The sequence below is a fragment of the Paraburkholderia diazotrophica genome (assembly GCF_900108945.1).
Taxonomy (GTDB): Bacteria; Pseudomonadota; Gammaproteobacteria; order Burkholderiales; family Burkholderiaceae; genus Paraburkholderia; species Paraburkholderia diazotrophica.
On the sequence record NZ_FNYE01000022.1, the window covers coordinates 97,293 to 118,204 of the forward strand.

Here is a 20,912-nt window from a genome sequence, read left to right on the forward strand (position 1 = left end):
GTCATGACCACACAAGTTCTGCTTCCCAAACTGGGCTTTTCGATGAACGAAGGCACGCTGGCCGAATGGCTGGCCGAAGATGGCGCAACCGTCAGTGAAGGGCAGATTCTCTATGCGCTCGAGAGCGACAAATCGATTCAGGAAGTCGAGTCGCCGGCGTCAGGCACGTTGCGCATCGTTGCTCAGGTGGGCGAAGTGTACCCCGTCGGCACGCTGCTGGCAGAAATCGGCTGACTGGCCACGGGCCATCACGCTATCCAAGAGTCGTTCGAAGAGGCATCCGCGATGAGTGTCGATTCCGTTGCTAACCAGCCGCAGGCCAAAGCGATTACCGGACCCGGTGAGCCCTCAACCCCTGCATTCGGTGCAAATCTGCCACCTTGGCCGCAAGTCGATTTCGCCGAATTCGGTGAGGTGGAGATCAAGCCGGTGTCGCGCATCCAGAAGCTCACAGGGGCCTTCCTCTCGCGCAACTGGCTGACGATTCCGCATGTCACTCACCACGACGACGCGGATATCACGGCGCTGGAAAGCTATCGCAAGGCGCGCAACGAGGCGAATACGGCCGTGAAGCTCACGCCGCTCGTCTTTCTCCTCAGGGCCGTTGTACGGGCTTTGCAGGAATTCCCGCAATTCAATGCGTCGCTCGACGGGGATGGCAAGAACATTGTCCTCAAGAAGTACTTCCACATTGGGGTTGCCGTGGATACTCGCTTTGGATTGCTTGTACCGGTGCTGCGGGATTGCGACAAGAAGAGCGTTGAAGAACTCGCGTTCGAACTTGCAGCGATTTCGCAGAAGGCGCGCGAAAAGGGACTCTCGATGGCGGAGATGTCGGGCGGCTGTTTTTCGATCAGTTCGCTTGGCGGATTTGGGGGCACGGGCTTTACGCCTATCGTCAACGCGCCGGAGGTGGCGATTCTCGGTGTGACTAAAGCACGGCTCGCGGCCGCGCCCGGGGATGACGGCGGCGTTAGCTGGCGCAAGCTGCTGCCCCTTTCGCTCAGCTATGACCATCGCGTCATCAATGGAGCAGACGCGGCACGCTTCGCTGCATTCATTGGGACGGTGCTGGCCGATCCGCAGACGCTCGCTGGCTAAAAAACGGTGTGACAAAACAAGGATGGGATTGAAATGAGAACCCTTGGCGAGATGATTGAGCGAAACGCTCGCTTGCATGCCGATCACACCGCGCTCGTGTACGCCGAACGGCGTCTGACGCACAGTCAACTGGCAGAGCGTGCGCGCCGTTTTTCGGGAGCGTTATATGAGCGCGGCCTAAGGCGCCAGGACCGGGTTGCGATCCTCGCGATGAATTGCGCGGAGTACTACGAGAGTTACCGCGCATGCGAGTGGGCTGGTTTCATTCTGGCAACCGTCAATTTTCGGCTGGCGCCGGCAGAGATTCTGTTCATTCTCAAGGATGCGGCCCCTAAGGCGCTCGTCTTCGAGGCACAGTATGCCGATGTCGTGGATGGGCTTCGTTCTCAACTGCCAGAAATCGAGCAGTACATCTGCATCGGAGACGCGCCGGAATGGGCCGTTTCATTCGAGACGATGATGGAAGACGGTCCCGCGGAAGGGCCGCCGATCCGTTCGAATCCGGAAGACTACGCCTATCTGATGTACACAAGCGGCACCACGGGGCGTCCGAAGGGCGTTGTGCGCACGCACCACGCGATGTGTGTCACCGCGGAAAGCTGCGCGCTCGTCACTGAATTTTCCGGTAACACGCGCGTGCTGCAAACGACGCCGGCGTTCCATGTCGGGGGAATCGGCTTCGTCAATGCGGTGGCATGGATGGGGGGCACGACGGTCGTACACCGGGGCTTCGAGCCGAAGCAGATGCTCGAGACGATCGAGGAAGAGCGCATCACCTTCACGTTCATGGTGGCCGCCATGCTACAGGCGGTGCTCGACGTACCGGAGCTGTCCACCTACAACGTATCGAGCATTGAGAACATCGTCACTGCTGCGGCGCCTGTTCCCCCGCATTTGCTCTCGCGTGGAATTCATGTACTCGGCCCCGTGTTTTCGGTCCAGTACGGCATGACTGAGAGCAACGCCTGCTGGTTGCCTTCGCACGAGGTCATGCCGCACGGTTCGCCCGCGCAGATACGGCGCCTCGCTTCCGTAGGGCGGCCATGTCCCGGCATTGAACTGCGCATTGTCGACGATCACGGCAATGATCTGCAGCAGGGCCAGACGGGCGAGGTCTGGCTACGCTCGCAGACGCAGCTGAGCGGCTACTGGAACAACAGCGTCGCGACGGTGGAAGCGCTGCGCGACGGCTGGTACCGCTCGGGTGACATGGGCTACCAGGACAAGGATGGCTACGTCTTCCTCGTCGACCGCAAGAAGGACATGATCATTTCCGGCGGCGAGAACATTTACAGCCGCGAAGTCGAGGATGCGTTGGGGTACCACCCTGCCGTCATCGATGTGGCCGTTATCGGCGTGCCACACGAGAAGTGGGGCGAATGCGTGAAGGCGATCGTGGTACTGCGTCGCGGCGAGCAGGCGAGCGAGGGCGAGCTGATCGAGTTCTGCCGCGACCAGATCGCGAGCTACAAATGCCCGAAAACCATTGCGTTCGTCGACGAACTGCCGAGGCTGCCCACGGGCAAGGTCAGCAAGGTGCTTCTGCGCAAGCAGTTTGCCCAGTGAACCGGCACCCGCCTTATTCGGAGAGAATCAAACATGGCCAAATGGCTCAAGACCACAGAGTGCGTGAAGTTTGAAGTGGCGGAGCGCGTTGCTCGCATCACGCTGAACCGGCCGGATAAACGCAACGCGATCAACAATCCGCTTTTGCAGGAGCTCAAGGCGGCATTGCTCGAAGCCGACGACCTGAAGTCGGTCAACGTGATCGTGCTGTCGGGAGCGGGCCGCGACTTCTGCGCGGGTTACGACCTCGTGACGACGTATACGGACCGTGCGGCGGAAGCCGTCGATCCCGGCGACTATCGCGGCACGATTCGCAGTTTCGACGACGACTGCTGGTCGATGGAGCGCCAGGCGGAGACGGTCAATATGATGGCCGAGATTCACAAGCCGATCATCGCGCAGGTCCACGGCAATTGCCTTGCCGGTGGCACGGATCTCGCGCTTGCATGCGATATGGTGCTCGCTGCCGACAGCGCAAGGATCGGCTTTCCCGCCACGCGCGCTAACGGGTCGCCGCCCGCGCATATGTGGTTCTATCATGTCGGCCCGCAATGGGCGAAGCGGCTCCTGCTGTCTGGCGACTCGCTGACGGGCCGCGACGCGGCGAAGATCGGTCTCGTCATGGATGCTGTGCCAGCCGACCAGCTCGAAGCAGAGGTGGGCGAGCTGGCGCGCCGTTTGTCGTTTGTTGATGCCGACCTGCTGGCGGCCAACAAGCGCATCGTCAACCTCGGGCTGGAGCTGGCCGGTTCGCGCGTGCTTCAGCGGCTCGCAGTGGAGAACGATTCACGGGCTCATCAGAGCCAAGGGCCGCGCCGCGCGCAGTTCAAGGCGGACATGGAAGCCGTTGGCCTCAAGGAAGCGCTCAAGCGCCGCGACGAGCCATTCGGCGACGGGATGATCCGCCTGCACGCTCGCGGCAGTTGACCAGGCCGTCGAAGGGACGCACCAAACTCAAACGAAGATCGGAACATCATGGATGTCGAACTTACATTGAACGGCGCGGTTGCAACGCTGTGCCTGAACCGCCCTGAGAAGCTCAACGCGCTGACGCCGGAGATGCTGGAGCTAATCCTTGGCCATCTCGATCGCATCGAGCAGGACCCGGAGATTCGCGCCGTCATTTTCACCGGCGCAGGCCGTGCTTTCTGCGCGGGTGCCGACATCAAAGGCAGCGGCGCCGCGCCGCCGCAGATGAGTGTTGCGCATGCGCGCGCTTCGATGGCGGTGTATCAGAAGATCGCGCTCAGGCTGTACAACCTGAACAAGCCGATGGTCGCGGCGGTACGCGGCGTCGCAGTCGGCATCGCATGGAGCTTCGCGCTTTGTGCGGACCAGTTGATCGTCTCCGATTCGGCGCAGTTCATTCCCGCATTCCTGATGCGCGCGACGCTGCCCGAGGGCGGCATGGTGTATCTGCTTGCGCGTCATTGCGGCGAGTTTCGCGCCAAGGAAATCATGTACCTGAATCGCAGGCTGACTGGCAAGGAAGCGCTCGACATGGGCCTCGCCAGTCACTTCGTCGAGGACGGCTACCTCGATGCGGCAGCCGTGAAGCTGGCCGGCGAACTGGCGGCTGGCCCGACTTTTTCGCTTGGTCTGACGAAGCAGTTATTCCGGTTGAATACGGGCAGCATGGAAGAGTTTCTGGCTCAGGAACTGAACGCAGTGGCACTCGCGGTGAATTCGGAAGATGCAGCGGAGGGCCGGCTGGCGGCGAAAGAGAAGCGAGCGCCTGCTTTTAGGGGCCGCTAGACCGAACGGGAGCGCGGCGAGGTCCGGCCGGTCCGGAACACGCATTCGTAAGAGATTCAGGAGTCAGGCATGCGGTTTGACTATAGTAAGGAAGACGAAGAGTTTCGTCGTGAAGTGAGGCAGTTCTTCAGGGAGCATGCCCCCGCCGATATTTCACGCAAGTGGCGCGTCGGGGCGCATCCGCCGGCGCGCGACGACATTCGCCGGTGGCAGCGGATTCTGTACGAACGTGGCTGGGGTGCGCCTCATTGGCCGGTCGAGCATGGTGGCACCGGCTGGAGCGCGCTTCGCAAGCACATCTTCATGGAAGAGCTGTACAACGCCGATGCCATGGACTACGGGTGGCAGTCCACGCAGATGGTGGCGCCCGTCATCATCGCGTTTGGCTCCGACTGGCAGAGGGAACGCTTCCTCGGGCCTATTCTGCGTGGCGACGAGTTTTGGTGTCAGGGCTTTTCGGAGCCGAACGCAGGTTCGGATCTGGCCGGGCTTAAGACGACAGCGGTGCTTGACGGCGACGAATACATCATCAACGGCCAGAAGATCTGGACCAGCGACGCGACGATTGCCGATTGGGGCTTCTTCCTCGTCAAGACCGATACGACCGTCAAGCCGCAACGCGGCATCTCGTTTCTGCTTGTCAAAATGGACACGCCGGGCATCACGGTGCGTCCGATCGTCTCGATCGAGGGCGGCAAGGGGCTGAACGAGGTGTTTCTGGAGAACGTGCGCGTTCCGAAGGCGCATCTCGTGGGCGAGGCCGGCATGGGGTGGACCTATGCGAAGTATCTGCTCGAGAAGGAGCGCACGGCGAGCGCCTTCCTGTATTTCAACAAGCGGGAGTTGCAGCGCGCGAAGGATATTGCCGCTCAGGAGTTGGTCGACGGCGTACGGCTGATCGATACACCCGCGTTCGCGCGCAAGGTTGCGGATATCGAAGCGGATCTCATGGCGCTCGAATGGTCCGTGCTGCGCATCCTTGCCGAAGAGAAGAGCGAGCGGAACCTCGATGCCGTCGTATCCGCGCTGAAGATCAGCGGATCGGAAATGCAACAGCGTGTGACGCAGCTCCAGATGGATGCGCTCGGTCCCCGCGTGATGCGCTTCGACGACCACGGCGAAGGGCATGGCGACCTGGTGGTCGATGAAAGCTGGCCAGATTACGTGGGCGGCCGCACGTCGGGCTATCTCATCGCTCGCGCATCCACCATTTATGGCGGCGCGCGCGAAGTGCAGAAGAACATCATCGCCAAACTCGCATTCGGACTGTAGCCATGGACTTCAACTTCTCCGAAGAACAATTGATGCTGAAGGATGGCGCTGAGCGTTACGTCCAGCAGGAGTATGGATTCGAGGCACGCAAGCATATCGCGGCGCAGCCAGAGGGCTTCAGCCGCGAGCATTGGCGCACCTACGCCGAGCTTGGCTGGCTCGGGCTGACCATGCCGGAAGACGTTGGCGGCCTTGGGTGCTCATTTGTCGAAATGGCGATTCTGATGGAGGCGCTCGGCCGCGGCATGGCGCTCGAGCCGGTCGTGCAAACGGCGCTGCTTTGCGCCATGATCGTCGAACGAGGCGACGCGCAGACACAGCGCGAGACGCTGCTTCCCGCTGTCATCGAAGGCAAGTTGCTGCTTTCGCTTGCGGATAGCGAAGCAGGCAGCCGATACAAAGTGGGTTGCCATGCACGAACCCATGCTCGCAAAACGGCCAGGGGTTACCTGATCAGCGGCGCGAAGACGCTGGTAGTGGCTGGTGAGTCGACAGATCAACTGCTCGTGACCGCGCGAGTGGAAAGCGCATCGCAAGGCGTAGGCGTCTTTCTTGTCGACCGTCGCGCTGCGGGCGTCACGTGCCGGTCGTATCGCTTGCTCGACGGCTCACGTGCCGCGGATATCGAGCTGCACGACGTAGAGGTCGGCGACAATGCGCTGATCGTCGGATCGGAGCGTGCGCTAGAAGTGCTCACGCAGGCAACGGAACTCGCCATTCTCGCGAGCGTGGCCGAGAGCCTCGGCATGATGGAAGCGGTGATGGCCATCACCGCGGAGTACATCAAGGGACGCTCGCAGTTCGGACAGCCCATCGGCAAGTTTCAGGCGTTGCAGCATCGCATGGCCGAGATGTTCGTCGCCACGCAGGAGGCGCGCTCGATGTTGTACTGCGGGATCGCGCATCTCGACCGGCCGGCAGCCGAACGTAGCCGCGCCATCTCGGCGGCCAAGGCGGTCGCCGCGCGCGCCAATCGCTTCGTTTGCGCGCAGGGGATCCAGTTGCACGGAGGCATGGGGCTCACCGAGGAATATCCGGTTGGCCATTACTTCCGCAAGATGACGATGATGGAAAAGATGTTCGGCGATATCGACTTTCATCTCGACCGCGTTGCGGCAAGCAACCGGAAACCGGTGACGGTGTGATCCGGGAGGAGCCGATCGTGCAACGCGTGAAGGATAAGATTGCGATTGTGACCGGGGCCGCATCCGGTATCGGCGCTGCCTGTGCCGCGAGGCTCGCGCAGGAAGGCGCCCTGGTGGTGGTGGCGGACCTGAATTTAGAAGGCGCACAAGAGCAGGTTCGCCGTATCAAGGATTCGGGCGGCCAGGCGGTGGCGGCGCGAGTCGATATCGGCGACGAAAGCTCGATCGATGCGTTGTTCGAGCTGACGCTGAAGACCTGGGGCGGCCTCGATATCCTGCACAACAACGCCGCCGCCACGTCGCTCTCCAGTACGGTCGATGCGGCGATCGAGGCAATCGACGTCGCAGTCTGGGACGACACGATGCGCATCAATCTTCGCGGCACCATGCTGGCTTCGCGGCGTGCGCTGCCCGTCATGCGCGCGCGCGGTGGCGGTTCGATCATCAATACCTCGTCGGGCTCCGCTCAGGCGGGTGCCTTGGGCTATAGCGCCTATGGTGTCTGCAAGGCCGGTATCGAAAATTTGACACGCTACATCGCCGCGCAACACGGCAAGGAGGGCATACGCTGCAACGCGATCGCTCCCGGGCTGATCGTCACGCCGGTGACTCAGGCGTACTACGCGGGCGAACTCGGGGAAATGATGCTGAGTCACCATCTCACGCCTCGCCTCGGGCAGCCCGAGGACATTGCGCACGCGGTCGTGTACCTCGCTTCGGATGAAGCTGCGTTCGTGACGGGCCAGGTGTTCAACATCGACGGCGGACTGCTTTCGCACCAGCCGTACTATGCCGACGAAATCCGCGCGCGCGCGGCCGCCGCGGCGAACGCGACGAAGGGGGTGGCATGACGACGGATTCCACACTTCTTGCACGTATCGAACGCGTCGAGGCGCAGCTCGCCATTCAACAGTTGCCGGTGCGATACGCGCTTGCGGTCGATTCGCGCGATCTGGAGAGCCTCGTGCAACTGTTCGCCGAAGACGTCAATTGCGGCCGATGGGGCGTGGGGCGCGCTGCGTTGAAGACGTTCTACGGTTCCGGGCATATTCTGCGAGGCTTTTATCGCAGCATTCATCAGATCTGCGGCCACGCGGTCGATTTCATCGATGCCGACCATGCGACGGGAAGCGTCTATTGCCGTGCGGAGCACGAGGACAACGGCTCGTGGGTGGTGATGGCGATCTGCTATTTCGATCACTATGTGCGGCGCGACGGGCAGTGGTATTTCGAGCGCCGCGAAGAACAGCACTGGTATTCGACGGACTGGCTCGCACGTCCCGGTGCGCCGTGCTTCCAGAACTGGCCCGGCAAGTATGAGGGCGAACGGTATCAGCCGCGGCTTCCGCAAGGCTTTCCGACGTGGACAGCGTTTTGGGGCAACAGCGAACAGCACGCCATCGACGCGTTGACGAAGGCGCCGTAAGCGCCTTGCTTCCGCGTGCGTGTTACAGCGCCGCTTCCCCACGCAAGAGCACGTCGGCGCCGCCGTCGACGAACGGAACCTGGCCCACCATGTAGCCGTTGGCTGGACTGGCGAGGAACGCAAGGAGCGGAACGATCTGTTCAGCGGTGGCGTAGTCTCGCACGACGGTGGGCACGCCAGCCGAAAGCGCCTCGCGGCCCTCGGCTGTTTCCAGCAGCGGCGCGACCATTGGCGTCTTCACGACGCCTGGGGCGATCCCGTTGAGCAATACACCCGCGTCGGCCCAGCCGGGCAACGCGGCCGTGCGCCGTATCCATTGCGTCAGCGCGCGTTTGGACGACGCATAACTTGGTGCGCCGATGTTCGCCGCCTGCTTCCGCGCGGCGAATTCTTCGCCCGCGAGGCACATCTCGACAAGGCGTGTGTCTATCGGATGAAGCGAGGCGAGTGAGGAAATCACCACCGCACGCGGCTGCCTTCCGCGTTGCAGGAGCGGCAGCAGCCGCGGCAGCAGGTCGGCAACGCCGAAGTAGTTGACCGACACCAGCGTATCGCCGGCCACGGGGGGCGACACCCCAGCGCACATGACCACTGCGTCGAGCGACGGCGTAATTTTCTGCACACGCGCGACGAGCGCTGCGCGTTCCGCCGGAACAGCGAGGTCCGCGCAAATATCCGCGTTGCTCAGATCGACGCCAATCACCCGTTCGCCAAGTGCGGTCAAATGCCGGGCGAGCGCTGCGCCTATCCCGGATGCAGCGCCAGTGATCAGCGTCGTGCGGACAGCATTTGTGCTCATGACGCTTAAACGGCCGAACCGGGCAGGCGCACCACCAGGCCGTCCAGTTCCGGCGTCATGAAGATCTGGCATGTCAAACGGCTGTTTTCGCGCACGTCCATCGCGCAAGTGAGCATGTCGACTTCATAGGACTCGGCCGCCGGCATGTGGCCTCTCCAGGCATCGTCGACGTAGGCGTGACAGGTCGCGCAACTGCAACTGCCGCCACAATCGCCAAGAATGCCGGGGACCTGGTTGTTCACGGCGGTTTGCATGACCGAGTCGCCAACGTTGGCGCTCACCGCGGCTTCGTTGCCGTCCGGCTGGATGAATCGAATGAGGGGCATGGCTACTGGACCTCTGAATAAATTAGTTGGACTGGGGAAGCAGACTTTTCAACGGGACTGACTCGTCGGCGAGATCCACCGCGCGAACCGGAATTTTCTCGGCAACGAACCGCTTGGCCAGCATGAATTCGGGCGCGCGACTGACCGTATCGGCTGCGAGCATGACGCTGTCCTTGAGATAAAACGCCGAGAACGAGCGGGTATCGGGACTGCCGCGCAGGACAAACTCGTCGTAGCCTTGGGACAGGCCGACCATCTTGAGCTTGAGATCGTATTGATCTGACCAGAACCACGGCACGCTGTTGTAGACGCGCTCCTTGCCGCACAACGACGCGGCTGCGGTGCGGGCCTGCTCCAGGGCGTTGGGCACCGACTCCAGACGCAGGCGGCGGCCGAGGGTCCGGTTGGGGTGGTTGGTGCAATCCCCGACCGCAAAAATGTCCGGATCGGACGTGCGCGTGTGCTCGTCGACCACAATGCCGTTGTCGACAGCGAGACCCGCCGCTTGCGCGAGTTCAGTGGCGGGCTCCAGTCCCACGCCGACGATGACCAGATCTGCTGCGACGCGCGCGCCGTCTGCGCAGGATACGGCGGCAACGGCGTCGCCGGATGCGTCGAGTTCGAATCCAGTCACGATTGCATTCGTGCGGATGTCGACTCCGGCTTCGCGGTGCACTTTCTCGTAGAACGCGGAAAGCTCCGGGGCCGTGACGCGCGCGAGCACGCGCGGCAACGCTTCGAGCACGGTGACGTGCAAACCGCGCTTCACGGCTACGGCAGCGACTTCGAGACCGACATATCCGCCGCCGATGATCACGAGGCGCGAGCCCGCGTGAAAATGATTTCGAATGCGCGTGACATGATCGAGCGTACGAAGGTAGTGAAAGTTCTGCAGCTTCTCGATGGCTTCGATACCCGGCAACGCGAGACGCCGCGCGCGGCCGCCGGTGGCCAGAACGAGCTTCGCATAGCTGATTTCGCTGCCATCGGAGAGCGTGACCCGCTTCGCGTCCCGGTCGATGCGCTCCGCGCGCGTATTGGGCATGAACTCGACGCATGCCTTGTCGTAAGTCGAAAGCGGCTTCAGGTAGAGCTGCTCGGCGGTCGATTCACCCGACAGGAACGCCTTGGAAAGCGGTGGCCGCTGGTACGGCAAATGCGGTTCTTCTCCCACCATCACGATGCGCCCCGTCCAACCCTGCTCGCGGATCGCGGTCGCGCATTCTCCCGCGGCGTGACCCGCTCCGACGATCAGCGCGGTGTGTTCTGCATCTACAGGTGCCATAAGGCGAACTCCGTCTCGCACGGCCGTGTACTTGTCGCCGGCCTTAATATGTGAATGATGTTCTAGATTGTGAACGACGGCCGACGCGGCTGTCAATGCTCATCAACCCCCGCTCCCGAACTCCATCAGGCTGATGCGGAGTTGACCATCGCCTCGATGCCGCCAACTGCGAAGCGGATCAAATAGGTGCGCATGCGCTCGATATGTTGCCCCGTGAGAGCGCGCGCTCCCGATCGTGCTTCCTTCGCGTACAACTCGTTGAGCACCAGATGAAACACGGACTCGACGAAATGCTGCACCAGTTCGACCGTTTCCCGCGTGGCGCCAGGCAGCGCCCTCGCGAAGGCGTCGCGGTAGCGCGCGGCAGCCGGCGCGTACTGGCCATAGAACGGCGCCGTGAGGTCGGGGCGTTCCAGAAGGCAGCCGATCTGGGTCAGAAGGCGCAGGTAGTTTTGCCACCCCGGATCGCCGCTTTTCAGGTGCGCGAATGCAGGCGCTGAAAGCGCGGTCACGATTGCCTCGACGTTGGGAGGCTCACCGTGCAACGGAGCGAGCACCGCCTCCAGCGATTCGATCACCTGCAGGCTGATCACGGCCGCGCGTCGGCCGATCGCCTGCTGGAACAGGGCGTCCTTGCTGCCAAAGTGGTAGCGCGCGAGACTCAGCTCCATGCCGCAGCCCTGCATGATGTCGCGAATCGACGTCCCGAAGTAACCGTGCGTCGCGAACAGCCTTTCGGCCGTATCGAGAATGCGCTCGGGCGTCGTGCCGCGAGCCGAAGCGCGCGGCTCCTTATTATCGGCTGCCGGGTTGCTGGCGGCTTGGGTATTCCTTGACGACATAGTTTCCCTTTCATTGTGTGGCGCGAACCGGGCAAGCGCCGGAAGCCTCTTCAAGCGAATGATAAAACGTTCTTGCACAATCGTGCAAAATCGAACATAGTTCAACTATGGGTACTTGGACAAGACCAGGTGCCTGCGAACGAACGACTAATGGAGACTGGAACCATGGCTGGCGCGCTGCGACTTGAAGACTTCGACGATCCGACGTTCAACCCCTTTTTCGAGGATTCGCTCGCTTACGGAGCCGATGCCAACCCGTATCCGCGCATTGCGGAGCTGCGCGAAAACGGCACGGTGCAGGAAGGGGACTATCGTGTGCTGATGGGCGGTGCGGCGGACCTGACGATGTCCGATGTCGCGCACTATTGCGTATTTGGATACGACGAGGTATCGCAGGTGCTGGGAGATCCGGCCACGTTCTCGAACAGGTCTTATGAGCGCAATATTGGCATTAGCTTCGGACGCAGCATTTCGACTATGGACGCGCCCGAGCACCCGCGCTACCGCCGCATTTTTCAGAAGGCATTTTTGCCGCACACCGTGGCGACATGGGGCGATACGCTCGTCGATCCCGTGGTGAGCGAACTGATGTCGAAGTTCGTGGATCGCGGGCATGCGGATCTCGTCACCGAGTTCACGCTTCACTATCCGTTCAATATCATTTACCGCCAGTTGGCATTGCCGCCAGAAGACGTGAAGATCTTCCACAAGCTGGCGATCGCACAGACGCTGGTTTCGATCGACGTGGCGCACGGCGTGGAGGCGTCGACGAAGCTGGGCGCTTACTTCGCGCGACTCATCGAGGAGCGCCGCAGCAATCCGGGCGACGATCTCGTCAGCGCGCTGGCCACCGCGGAAGTCGATGGCGAATTGCTGCCGGACGAGGTCGTCATTTCTTTCCTGCGCCAACTCGTGAATGCGGGTGGCGACACCACTTATCGCGCAACCAGCGTGCTGCTGCTTGCGCTGCTGCGCGATCCAGCGCAGCTCGAAGCGGTGCGCCAGGATCGCACGCTGGTCGCGCAGGCGATCGAGGAAGCGCTGCGCTGGGACGGCCCCGTGTTGATGCAGTCGCGCATGGCGACGCGTGACGTCACGCTCGGTGGCGTCGAGATTCCCGCAGGCGCATTCCTCGACGTGCTGGCAGGCAGCGCCAATCGTGATCCCAGCCGCTTCCCCGACCCGGACAAGTTCGACATCTACCGCAAACCGGCTCACCGGCATTTTGCGTTTGCGTATGGTCCTCACGTGTGTATTGGTCAACACCTCGCGCGCGTGGAGATGACGCGCGCGCTCAATGCGATTCTCGACCGCCTGCCCAATCTTCGTCTCGATCCGGCCGCCGAGGCTCCGCAGATCAACGGCATCATGATGCGCGTTCCGCATTCGATTCCCGTCGTATTCGGCTAACCAGAACAAAGCCGGCCTCACGTGCTGTGCACGAGGCCGACCGACAAGGCAAGTGCTGCTGGACAGTTCGCACGTTGAGTTGCCCGGCGCGCACAGACGGTGGAGAACGCATTGATGACGGAGTTTGACTATATCGTGGTTGGCGCAGGCGCCGCGGGTTGCGTGCTAGCCAATCGCCTGTCGCAAAGCGGGCGCCATACGGTGCTGCTCATTGAAGCAGGACCGGAGGACCGCAATCCCTTGATCCGGATGCCCAAGGGATTCGGAAAGCTGCTGGGCGATCCGGCTCACGCCTGGTTCATTCCCGTGCAGCCCGACAACGGGAACGGGCACCGCAATGAAATCTGGCTTCGCGGCAAGATGCTCGGCGGTTCGAGCAGCATCAACGGCATGGTGTATATGCGCGGGCATCCTGAGGACTACGACGGATGGAGCGAACTGGGCGTGGAGGGCTGGAGCTGGCAGAACCTGGCGCCCTGCTTCCGGCAGATCGAAGATCACGCGCTCGGTGCCGACGAACTGCGGGGGACAGGCGGCCCACTGAAAGTCTCGCCGTATGCGCAGCGCAACCGTATCGGCGACGCTGTCCTCGAAGCGTGCCGGTCGCTTGGCATTCGGCGCGTGGAGGATATCAACCGGCTCGATCATGAGGGCGTGGCTTATCTGATCTACACGATACGCAACGGGCAGCGGCAGAGCTCGGCGGAAGCCTTTCTGAAACCCGCTCGTTCGCGCAGGAACCTCACAGTCGTTACTGCGACGCAAGCCGCGCGAATCGTGTTTGATGGGTCGCGCGCAGTTGGCGTGCAGTGCGAATGCGCGGGGCAGCAAATCGTTTACCGCGCGCGCCGCGAAGTCGTGCTATCGGCTGGGGCAATTGAGTCGCCGCGGCTTTTGCAGTTATCGGGCATTGGCGATCCCGATCATCTGCAGTCGCTTGGCATTCCTGTCGTGGCGGCAAGTCCGGGTGTCGGACTCAACATGCGCGAGCACTATCTGTATATGGTGCAGGCGCGCCTGCAACATTGGCGCGATTCGCAGAACCGGCAGTTCAGCGGCCTGCGCCTGTGGCGCAACGCGATGCAGTATTTCCTGTTCCGCCGCGGCGTGATGTCGCTCGGCTCGTATCAGGTGGGTGGCTTCGTCAAGACCGCTCCCGACGCCAAGCGTCCGGACGTCCAGCTGATGATGGCGCCGTTCTCGATGGATTTCCGCGCCGCCAGCTATGCCTTCGAGACGTTCCCTGGCATGCAGCTCTTCAGCTATCCACTGCGTCCGCGCAGTGAGGGACATGTGAGGATCCAGTCGGCGGACCCGCGTGTGCCGCCCGAAGTCGTTGCGAACTACCTTGCCGATGCGTACGATCAGCGGATGGCCATCAACGCCTTTCGGCTCATGCGCAATGTGCTGGCCGCCGAGCCGCTTGTGAGCCTGCTCGAAGGCGAGACGCGTCCAGGTTCCGCCGTTCAGACCGACGCTGAGATTCTCGACCTCTACCGGCGCGAGGGGCAGTCCGGCTACCACGCTTGCGGCACCTGCAAGATGGGCTCCGATCCGCTTGCTGTGCTCGATTCGCGCTTGCGCGTGCGGGGCGTAGAAGGTCTGCGCGTGATGGATCTCTCCGTGACGCCCACGATGATTTCCGGCAACACCAATGGCCCGATGATGGCGATGGCATGGCGTGCCGCCGGCCTGATCCTTGAGGACGCGCGATGAGCCGTCTCGAGGACTACGGCAGGCGCTTTGCAAACATCGAATTCGAGCGACGCGATGGCGTTCTACAGGTGCGCCTGCACACGGATGGCGGCCCGCTCAAGTGGGGCGCGCTCGACGGCAGCGTTCACAGCCAGCTAGGCGAGGCTTTTTATCAGATCGCACGCGACCTCGACAATCGCGTCGTGATCCTGACGGGCACCGGCGATGCGTTCTGCAATGCCATGAATTACGCCGAGCTGCCGCCGGAACCGCTTGCGCAAATCTGGCCACGCCTGCAGCGCGAGGGGCAGGACCTGCTCATGCAACTGCTCGACGTTCCGGTCCCCGTTATCGGCGCGATCAACGGCCCGGCACTCATTCACGCCGAGTTGCTCGTGCTGTCCGATATCGTGCTCGCGTCCAGTCACGCTGAAATCTCCGATCAGGCGCACTTCGTTCACGGCGTCGTGCCGGCGGATGGCGTGCAGATCGTATGGCCGATGTTGATCGGCCATAACCGCGCGCGTCATTTTCTGCTCACTGGCGAGCGTATGACGGCGCAACGCGCCTGGGAGCTTGGCGTGGTCGGCGAAGTGGTTCAGCCGGAAGCGCTGCTCGATCGCGCCTGGGAGATCGCCCGCGACCTCGCGGCGAAGCCGATCGAAACTCTGCGATATACGCGCGCAGTCTTTGCGCAGCCGTTCAAGCGTCGCATGGTCGACGAACTGGGTTACGGACTCGCGCTCGAAGGGCTTGCCGGTATTGCTGCGCAGTCTGGCAAGACGTAGTGCATCAAAGCGACACGTTCACGAATGGGAGACACGATATGAACCTGGCAGTGCAAGCATTATCCGAGCGAAACGCGCTTGTTCAACAGGCGCTCGACCGCGCGACGCAGGAAGGCGGCGAGATCGGCGTGCAGGTCGCGGCCTATCTGAACGGCAAGCTCGTGATAGACGCATGGAGCGGCGTGGCCGATCCGTCCACCGGACGCCTCGTCGACGGCGACACGCTTTTCAACGTCTATTCGGTGACGAAGGCCGTCGCGGCAACCGCGCTGCACGTCCTGGCGGACCGCGGGCTCATAGAATACGATGCGCCCGTGACGCGCTACTGGCCGGAGTACGGTGCACACGGCAAGGACAAGACGACGGTACGCGATGTGCTGACTCACCGCGCCTGTGTGCCGCAGATGCCCGATGACGTGACGCCGGAGCTGATGTGCGACTGGCAGTGGATGACGCGCGCGATCGCGAACCTGGAGCCACTCGCCGAGCCGGGCACGAAGACGCTTTATCTCTCGATGACGTTCGGCTGGATCGTTGGCGAGCTGGTGCGGCGCGCCGATCCGAAGAAGCGCTCGCTGGGCCGTTTCGTCCAGGAAGAGATTGCAAAGCCCCTTGGTATAGACGATCTATGGATTGGCATTCCTGATGAGGTCGAACCGCGCATTGCACGTCTTACCGATGCAATGGTGCCCGTTCCCGCGGAATACCTGCCGCCGCTGTTCCTGCGCTCGATGCCGCAACAGGTCGCATTGACGCCGCACGTGTTCGAGCGCCGGGACGTACGGCGCGCGGAAGTGGCGGGCGTTGGCGGGATCTTCAATGCACGTAGTGAAGCACGTTTCTGGGCGATGCTTGCGTGCGGCGGCGAGCTGGACGGCGTGAGGATACTTTCGAAGGAACTCGTGGCCACGCTGAATATCCCGCGCGCCAACAGCGAAGAACCGGACCCAGTGATGTTCGGCTTTCCGATTCCGATCACGATCGGCGGCTTCTGGTTCGGCGGCAATCATCCGCCCGTGACGGCGGCGCGTTCGCCGCGCGCATTGTGCCATCCGGGGCAGGGCAATTCGATCGGCTGGGCGGACCCGGATACGGGACTCGCGGTGGCAATCTGCCATAACAAGCTGTTCAACCCGACCACGCCGGAAGAAGACCCGCTGCTTCCAATCGCCGTTGCGATTCGCGAAGCGCTGGATCTGGAGTGATCGCAGAAATGGTCATGGATATCGCGCATTTGCAGCAATGGACAGGACGCACGGAGCAAGTGCACGACCAGGTCACTCTCACGCCGATGACGGCGCTCGGCGCCATGCTCGACCGCGACGACCCACCCGCGGCGCCTGGGGATGATCTGCCGCCGTTGTGGCACTGGCTTTACTTTCTGCCGGTTCATCGTCAGTCGATGGTCGAGGCGGACGGCCATCCGAAGCGCGGAAGTTTCCTCCCGCCGGTCGACTTGCCTCGCCGCATGTGGGCGGGCAGTCAACTCGGGTTTCTGCGGCCGCTGAAGGCAGGCAGCGCGATCACGCGTCTTTCGTGCATCGAAAGCGTTGCGCACAAGCAGGGGCGCACCGGCGACCTCGTGTTCGTCAAGGTCAAGCACGAGGTCAGCGACGTGGCCGGCCTCGCGATCGTCGAACGCCAGGATATCGTGTATCGCGACCATCCCGCTGCAAGCGAAAAGCCGGCAGCGTCACAGGCCGCGCCCGCGGGTGCTCAATGGGCACGCGAAGTCATTCCCGATCCCGTGCTGCTGTTTCGCTATTCAGCGCTTACCTTGAATGGTCATCGTATCCACTACGATCGGCCATATGCGATCGGCGAAGAGGGATATGAGGGCCTCGTCGTGCACGGCCCGCTGCTCGCCACGCTACTCATGGACTCGCTGAGATCCGAGTTGCCGGGTGCGCGAGTGGGATCGTTTTCGTTCCGCGCGATCAAGCCCGTCGTGGACACGTCGCCTTTCTATGTCTACGGGAAGCAAGACGAATCGGACCCAGGCAAGGTGAATATGTGGATCTCGGGGAGTGACGGATCGTTGCGCATGGAAGCATCGGCCGTGCTCGCCTGATTTGTTGAATCCGATCCGCCAACGTGTTTGATCGTCGGCGGACCGGGCTCTGAACTGGAGATTTATGCGTTCGTTTCTTTTTGTGCCTGGGAGCAAGCCGGAGCGATTCGCCAAGGCGCTCGCGGCAGGCGCCGATGCGGTGATCGTGGACCTCGAAGACGCCGTCGCGGACGCGGAGAAAGCGTCCGCGCGCGCACATGTTGCCGATGCCGTGCGAGCATTTTTGGCATCGCCGGTTCGCGTGCTGTTGCGCATCAATGGTGCTGGGACACAGTGGTTCGAGGAAGACCTCTCGCTCGCAGCCTCCGAGGGTATTGATGGCATCGTGTTGCCCAAGGCGGAAAATCCGGCGGCGTTGACTGCTGTCGCTGCGGCAACGGCAAAACCAGTCTGGCCGATCATCGAGTCCGCAGTGGGCGCCTGGAATGCATTGGAAGTGGCGCGCATGCCCGGTGTCGAGCGGCTCATTTTCGGCTCCGTGGATTTCGAGCTCGATCTGGATTGCGACGGTTCATGGGACGCGTTGCTGCACGCGCGTTCGCGCATCGTGCTGGCTTCACGTGTGGCCGGAATTCAATCTCCGGTGGATGGCGTTACCGTCGCAATCGATGACGAACGGCAGCTCGCGGAAGACTCGTCGAAGGCGCGATCGCTGGGTTTTGGCGGCAAGCTCTGCATTCATCCGCGCCAGGTTGGCGTGGTCAACGCTGCGTTCAGCCCGAGCGCCGATGAAATCGCGAAGGCGCGTCGGATTGTAGAGGCGTATGAGCGGGCGGAAGGCGGGGCAGTGTCCGTGGACGGACGGATGGTGGACTTGCCGGTCTTGCTCAAGGCAAGACGCATCGTCGGCCTGTCCGAAAACGTGCGCGGTTCGGTCCAAGGGTAAGAGGTGCGGCGAGGAGGCCGCTGCAGGGCCCGCGCCGCCACCGCATGATGTGGCGCGGGCGTCGTCCGGATGTGCTTACACCGGATCCCACGGCGTGAGCGCCATGGAGGGCACGTTCGGGAAAAAGCTCGATTCGAACGCCGGCATGACCTGTTCGGCAATCGCTTCGGGCGTCCAGCCGCCGTCGCGATGCAGCGAACGGATCATGCGGATCTGGTTGAAGAAATAGATTTCGTTAGCGCGCACGCCGAAAATCTGGCCCGATACCTTGGCGGCCTGATCGGAGGCGAGGTAGACCGCGAGCGGTGCAATCTTACGCGATTCCATGCGCTTGAGAATTTCGACACGCGCTTTTTGCTCGGGCGTCTCCGACGGAATCGAGGCAGTCATCGCGGTCCATGCCCACGGTGCGATGCAGTTTGAGCGTACGTTGAATTTGGCCATGTCGAGAGCAATCGACTTCGACAGACCGACGACACCCATCTTGGCGGCCGAGTAGTTGGCCTGTCCGATGTTTCCGATCAGACCCGACGTGGAGGTCATATGAACGAAGCTGCCGCCGTTTTGCGCCTTGAAATGCGGAGCCGCAGCACGTGCCACAAAGAACGACCCGTTCAGGTGAACGTCGACCACGGCCTTCCACTCGTCGAGGCTCATGTTGAAGAACATGCGGTCACGGACGATGCCGGCGTTGTTGACCACGCAGTCGATGCGGCCGAACGTGTCCAGCGCGGCCTGTACGATCTTCTGCGCGGAATCCCAATCGGCGACGCTGTCCGTCGAGGCAACCGCTTGTCCACCGGCCTCCTTGATTTCCGCGACAACGCGCTCCGCGGCGAATTCGCCGGTTTCGGCGTTGCGCCCGAGATCATTGACGACGACCTTTGCACCATTCGCCGCGAATTGCAGCGCGAAATCGCGCCCGATGCCGGCGCCGGCGCCCGTTACTACTACCACCTTGTCCTTGACGAAATCGCTCACTCTTGTCTCCGTTCGATACAGGCATTGATGTAGAAAAGCTCGCCTCGGTATAATAGCAAAACTGAACGTCGTTGCATAATATGAACGATAGCCGTTGACGCAGAGTGTGTCGTGATTACATTATCGAAGACGACAAAAGGAAAGGAGACGCGAAATGAGCCCTACGAAAGGCTGGATTGTGCCGGACCATGTTCCGCGAGAACTCGTGGTCGACTTCGACTATATGAACCCGCCCGGCGCACAGGACGACGTTCATCTGGCGTGGAAGTCGCTGCATGCGGGACCCGACATCATCTGGTCCCCTTACTATGGCGGCCACTGGATCGCCACGCGAGGCGAAGACATCGAGGCGATGCAAAAGGACCATGCCCGCTTTTCACATCGTAGCGTCAATATCCCGCCGCTCAACGAAACGCAGCTCGTGCCGCTCGAACTCGATCCGCCTGAACATACGGCGTACCGCAACCTGATCACGCCCGCTTTCCTGCCACAAGCTATCGCGTCGCTCGAGAGCGACGTGCGCAGCCTCGCAATCGAGCTGATCGAGAAACTCGCGCCGCGAGGCGAGTGCGAGTTCGTTTCGGAGTTCTCGAAGCTCCTGCCGATCGTGATTTTCCTGCGTCTTGCAGATCTTCCGTTGAGCGATCGTGAGCAGCTGCTCGAATGGGCGGAATGGGCTGTGCGTGGAAACTTTGAACAACGAAGCGAATCGCAGCAGCGGCTCATTGGCTATATCGCCACCTGGGTGGAAAAGCGCAAGGTGGAGCCGGGCGGCGATCTCGTGAGCCTGATTGTCAATGCGCAGATCGACGGCAGGCCGATCAGCCCAGAACGCATGTTCGGAATGTTTATCGTCGTGCTATTTGGCGGCCTGGATACTGTCGCCTCGATGATGGGTTTCATTGCACGTTTCCTCGCCGAGAGTCCGGCGCATCGGCGGCAGCTAATCGAAAATCCCGAACTGATGGTGTCGTCGGTCGACGAATTGATCCGGCGCTTTGGTGTGGCGAATACCTCGCGGCTCATCACCCATGACATGGAATACAAAGGCATCCAGTTCAAAAAGGGTGATCAGATCCAGTTGCCGAACTCCCTGTTCGGCCTCGACGACCGCAAGTTCAGCAATCCGCTTGCCGTCGATCTGACGCGCAAGCCGGTAATTCACGCGGCTTTCGGCAACGGGCCGCATCGCTGCCCCGGTTCGTTTCTCGCGCGCACGGAGATCAAGGTGTTCCTGCAGGAATGGCTCAAACGCATACCCGATTTCCGTATTCGCGAGAACGACAAGCCGCGATGCGGCTCGGGCTCCGTCAACGGCATGCTCTATCTGCCGCTCGCCTGGGACGTGGCGCCCTGAAGCAACCCTATCTCAACGACTCATCGACGATCATGAAAAAGTGGCAATGCATTTTTTGCGGGTTTTACTACGACGAAGCAGCGGGACTTCCGGCGGAGGGCGTCGCGCCCGGCACCCGCTGGGAAGACATCCCGGATGACTGGGCATGCCCCGAGTGCGGCGCGACGAAGGCCGACTTCGTGATGGTCGAGGTGGAGGCCTGAGGGT

The 20,912-nt window shown here is 62.0% G+C and carries 22 protein-coding genes and 1 pseudogene; 17 read left to right on the plus strand and 6 right to left on the minus strand.

The features are described from left to right. Positions 1-3 precede the first annotated feature (3 nt). From BMW76_RS25035 to BMW76_RS25075, 9 genes are all read left to right on the plus strand, one after another. Positions 4-234 (plus strand): biotin/lipoyl-containing protein, encoded by a 231-nt coding sequence (locus tag BMW76_RS25035; RefSeq protein ID WP_090870088.1) that lies wholly within the window; start codon positions 4-6, stop codon positions 232-234. A 51-nt stretch (positions 235-285) separates the two neighbouring features. Next, positions 286-1,101, plus strand: a complete 816-nt coding sequence (locus BMW76_RS25040) for a 2-oxo acid dehydrogenase subunit E2 (RefSeq protein ID WP_090870090.1) — start codon at positions 286-288, stop codon at positions 1,099-1,101. A gap of 33 nt (positions 1,102-1,134) precedes the next feature. Further along, complete coding sequence (locus tag BMW76_RS25045; RefSeq protein ID WP_090870092.1) at positions 1,135-2,667, plus strand: class I adenylate-forming enzyme family protein; 1,533 nt, start codon at positions 1,135-1,137, stop codon at positions 2,665-2,667. A gap of 33 nt (positions 2,668-2,700) precedes the next feature. After that, positions 2,701-3,594 carry a crotonase/enoyl-CoA hydratase family protein gene (locus BMW76_RS25050; RefSeq protein WP_090870094.1) on the plus strand — a complete coding sequence of 298 codons (894 nt, stop codon included), beginning with the start codon at positions 2,701-2,703 and terminating at the stop codon, positions 3,592-3,594. A gap of 48 nt (positions 3,595-3,642) precedes the next feature. Continuing rightward, complete coding sequence (locus BMW76_RS25055; RefSeq protein ID WP_090870096.1) at positions 3,643-4,422, plus strand: enoyl-CoA hydratase/isomerase family protein; 780 nt, start codon at positions 3,643-3,645, stop codon at positions 4,420-4,422. A 69-nt stretch (positions 4,423-4,491) separates the two neighbouring features. After that, on the plus strand, positions 4,492-5,694 hold the full coding sequence (locus BMW76_RS25060; RefSeq protein ID WP_090870097.1) for an acyl-CoA dehydrogenase family protein: 1,203 nt from the start codon (positions 4,492-4,494) through the stop codon (positions 5,692-5,694). 2 nt (positions 5,695-5,696) lie between these two features. Further along, on the plus strand, positions 5,697-6,839 hold the full coding sequence (locus BMW76_RS25065; protein WP_090870099.1) for an acyl-CoA dehydrogenase family protein: 1,143 nt from the start codon (positions 5,697-5,699) through the stop codon (positions 6,837-6,839). Positions 6,840-6,856: 17 nt separating this feature from the next. After that, positions 6,857-7,690 carry an SDR family oxidoreductase gene (locus BMW76_RS25070; protein ID WP_090870151.1) on the plus strand — a complete coding sequence of 278 codons (834 nt, stop codon included), beginning with the start codon at positions 6,857-6,859 and terminating at the stop codon, positions 7,688-7,690. Continuing rightward, a complete protein-coding gene (locus BMW76_RS25075; protein ID WP_090870101.1) occupies positions 7,687-8,265 on the plus strand; it encodes a nuclear transport factor 2 family protein in 579 nt (192 codons plus the stop codon). Before BMW76_RS25070 ends, BMW76_RS25075 begins: the two co-directional genes overlap by 4 nt. A 22-nt stretch (positions 8,266-8,287) precedes the next feature. Here the strand turns inward: BMW76_RS25075 and BMW76_RS25080 are convergent, their stop codons facing one another. From BMW76_RS25080 to BMW76_RS41990, 5 genes and pseudogenes are all read right to left on the minus strand, one after another. Continuing rightward, a complete protein-coding gene (locus BMW76_RS25080) occupies positions 8,288-9,136 on the minus strand; it encodes an SDR family oxidoreductase (protein WP_245763369.1) in 849 nt (282 codons plus the stop codon). After that, positions 9,070-9,390: a 2Fe-2S iron-sulfur cluster-binding protein gene (locus tag BMW76_RS25085; RefSeq protein WP_090870104.1), complete on the minus strand. Its 321-nt coding sequence runs from the start codon at positions 9,388-9,390 to the stop codon at positions 9,070-9,072. Before BMW76_RS25085 ends, BMW76_RS25080 begins: the two co-directional genes overlap by 67 nt. A 22-nt stretch (positions 9,391-9,412) precedes the next feature. Beyond that, positions 9,413-10,675: an NAD(P)/FAD-dependent oxidoreductase gene (locus BMW76_RS25090; RefSeq protein ID WP_090870106.1), complete on the minus strand. Its 1,263-nt coding sequence runs from the start codon at positions 10,673-10,675 to the stop codon at positions 9,413-9,415. A 125-nt stretch (positions 10,676-10,800) separates the two neighbouring features. Next, entirely contained in the window at positions 10,801-11,346 is a 546-nt protein-coding gene (locus BMW76_RS25095; protein WP_245763372.1) for a TetR/AcrR family transcriptional regulator, read from the minus strand. Positions 11,347-11,349: 3 nt separating this feature from the next. After that, positions 11,350-11,517, minus strand: a pseudogene (locus tag BMW76_RS41990) (TetR family transcriptional regulator); the annotation flags it as partial. 165 nt (positions 11,518-11,682) lie between these two features. On the opposite strand from BMW76_RS41990, the gene BMW76_RS25100 reads away from it, so the two are divergent. The 6 genes from BMW76_RS25100 to BMW76_RS25125 all read left to right on the plus strand — a co-directional run bounded on the left by BMW76_RS25100 (position 11,683) and on the right by BMW76_RS25125 (position 18,367). Further along, positions 11,683-12,927, plus strand: coding sequence for a cytochrome P450 (locus BMW76_RS25100; protein ID WP_090870110.1), 1,245 nt, complete (start codon positions 11,683-11,685; stop codon positions 12,925-12,927). Positions 12,928-13,041: 114 nt separating this feature from the next. Beyond that, a complete protein-coding gene (locus BMW76_RS25105) occupies positions 13,042-14,643 on the plus strand; it encodes a GMC family oxidoreductase (protein ID WP_090870112.1) in 1,602 nt (533 codons plus the stop codon). Further along, positions 14,640-15,410, plus strand: a complete 771-nt coding sequence (locus tag BMW76_RS25110; protein WP_090870114.1) for an enoyl-CoA hydratase/isomerase family protein — start codon at positions 14,640-14,642, stop codon at positions 15,408-15,410. The genes BMW76_RS25105 and BMW76_RS25110 overlap by 4 nt, the downstream gene beginning before the upstream one ends. A gap of 38 nt (positions 15,411-15,448) precedes the next feature. Next, positions 15,449-16,615 carry a serine hydrolase domain-containing protein gene (locus BMW76_RS25115; RefSeq protein WP_090870153.1) on the plus strand — a complete coding sequence of 389 codons (1,167 nt, stop codon included), beginning with the start codon at positions 15,449-15,451 and terminating at the stop codon, positions 16,613-16,615. 8 nt (positions 16,616-16,623) lie between these two features. Then, positions 16,624-17,481, plus strand: coding sequence for an FAS1-like dehydratase domain-containing protein (locus tag BMW76_RS25120; RefSeq protein WP_090870116.1), 858 nt, complete (start codon positions 16,624-16,626; stop codon positions 17,479-17,481). A 64-nt stretch (positions 17,482-17,545) separates the two neighbouring features. Next, on the plus strand, positions 17,546-18,367 hold the full coding sequence (locus tag BMW76_RS25125; RefSeq protein ID WP_090870118.1) for an HpcH/HpaI aldolase/citrate lyase family protein: 822 nt from the start codon (positions 17,546-17,548) through the stop codon (positions 18,365-18,367). A gap of 75 nt (positions 18,368-18,442) precedes the next feature. Here the strand turns inward: BMW76_RS25125 and BMW76_RS25130 are convergent, their stop codons facing one another. After that, on the minus strand, positions 18,443-19,348 hold the full coding sequence (locus tag BMW76_RS25130) for an SDR family NAD(P)-dependent oxidoreductase (RefSeq protein WP_090870120.1): 906 nt from the start codon (positions 19,346-19,348) through the stop codon (positions 18,443-18,445). A gap of 154 nt (positions 19,349-19,502) precedes the next feature. On the opposite strand from BMW76_RS25130, the gene BMW76_RS25135 reads away from it, so the two are divergent. Further along, a complete protein-coding gene (locus BMW76_RS25135; protein WP_090870122.1) occupies positions 19,503-20,705 on the plus strand; it encodes a cytochrome P450 in 1,203 nt (400 codons plus the stop codon). A 32-nt stretch (positions 20,706-20,737) separates the two neighbouring features. Next, on the plus strand, positions 20,738-20,908 hold the full coding sequence (locus BMW76_RS25140) for a rubredoxin (RefSeq protein WP_090870124.1): 171 nt from the start codon (positions 20,738-20,740) through the stop codon (positions 20,906-20,908). Positions 20,909-20,912 lie beyond the last annotated feature (4 nt).

Bases quoted from the DNA above. Each gene is read 5' to 3' on its own strand.
- BMW76_RS25035 (WP_090870088.1), top strand. From the start codon at position 4: ATGACCACACAAGTTCTGCTTCCCAAACTGGGCTTTTCGATGAACGAA.
- BMW76_RS25040 (WP_090870090.1), top strand. From the start codon at position 286: ATGAGTGTCGATTCCGTTGCTAACCAGCCGCAGGCCAAAGCGATTACC.
- BMW76_RS25045 (WP_090870092.1), top strand. From the start codon at position 1,135: ATGAGAACCCTTGGCGAGATGATTGAGCGAAACGCTCGCTTGCATGCC.
- BMW76_RS25050 (WP_090870094.1), top strand. From the start codon at position 2,701: ATGGCCAAATGGCTCAAGACCACAGAGTGCGTGAAGTTTGAAGTGGCG.
- BMW76_RS25055 (WP_090870096.1), top strand. From the start codon at position 3,643: ATGGATGTCGAACTTACATTGAACGGCGCGGTTGCAACGCTGTGCCTG.
- BMW76_RS25060 (WP_090870097.1), top strand. From the start codon at position 4,492: ATGCGGTTTGACTATAGTAAGGAAGACGAAGAGTTTCGTCGTGAAGTG.
- BMW76_RS25065 (WP_090870099.1), top strand. From the start codon at position 5,697: ATGGACTTCAACTTCTCCGAAGAACAATTGATGCTGAAGGATGGCGCT.
- BMW76_RS25075 (WP_090870101.1), top strand. From the start codon at position 7,687: ATGACGACGGATTCCACACTTCTTGCACGTATCGAACGCGTCGAGGCG.
- BMW76_RS25080 (WP_245763369.1), bottom strand. From the start codon at position 9,136: ATGCCAGATCTTCATGACGCCGGAACTGGACGGCCTGGTGGTGCGCCT.
- BMW76_RS25085 (WP_090870104.1), bottom strand. From the start codon at position 9,390: ATGCCCCTCATTCGATTCATCCAGCCGGACGGCAACGAAGCCGCGGTG.
- BMW76_RS25090 (WP_090870106.1), bottom strand. From the start codon at position 10,675: ATGGCACCTGTAGATGCAGAACACACCGCGCTGATCGTCGGAGCGGGT.
- BMW76_RS25095 (WP_245763372.1), bottom strand. From the start codon at position 11,346: ATGGAGCTGAGTCTCGCGCGCTACCACTTTGGCAGCAAGGACGCCCTG.
- BMW76_RS25100 (WP_090870110.1), top strand. From the start codon at position 11,683: ATGGCTGGCGCGCTGCGACTTGAAGACTTCGACGATCCGACGTTCAAC.
- BMW76_RS25105 (WP_090870112.1), top strand. From the start codon at position 13,042: ATGACGGAGTTTGACTATATCGTGGTTGGCGCAGGCGCCGCGGGTTGC.
- BMW76_RS25110 (WP_090870114.1), top strand. From the start codon at position 14,640: ATGAGCCGTCTCGAGGACTACGGCAGGCGCTTTGCAAACATCGAATTC.
- BMW76_RS25115 (WP_090870153.1), top strand. From the start codon at position 15,449: ATGAACCTGGCAGTGCAAGCATTATCCGAGCGAAACGCGCTTGTTCAA.
- BMW76_RS25120 (WP_090870116.1), top strand. From the start codon at position 16,624: ATGGTCATGGATATCGCGCATTTGCAGCAATGGACAGGACGCACGGAG.
- BMW76_RS25125 (WP_090870118.1), top strand. From the start codon at position 17,546: ATGCGTTCGTTTCTTTTTGTGCCTGGGAGCAAGCCGGAGCGATTCGCC.
- BMW76_RS25135 (WP_090870122.1), top strand. From the start codon at position 19,503: ATGAGCCCTACGAAAGGCTGGATTGTGCCGGACCATGTTCCGCGAGAA.
- BMW76_RS25140 (WP_090870124.1), top strand. From the start codon at position 20,738: ATGAAAAAGTGGCAATGCATTTTTTGCGGGTTTTACTACGACGAAGCA.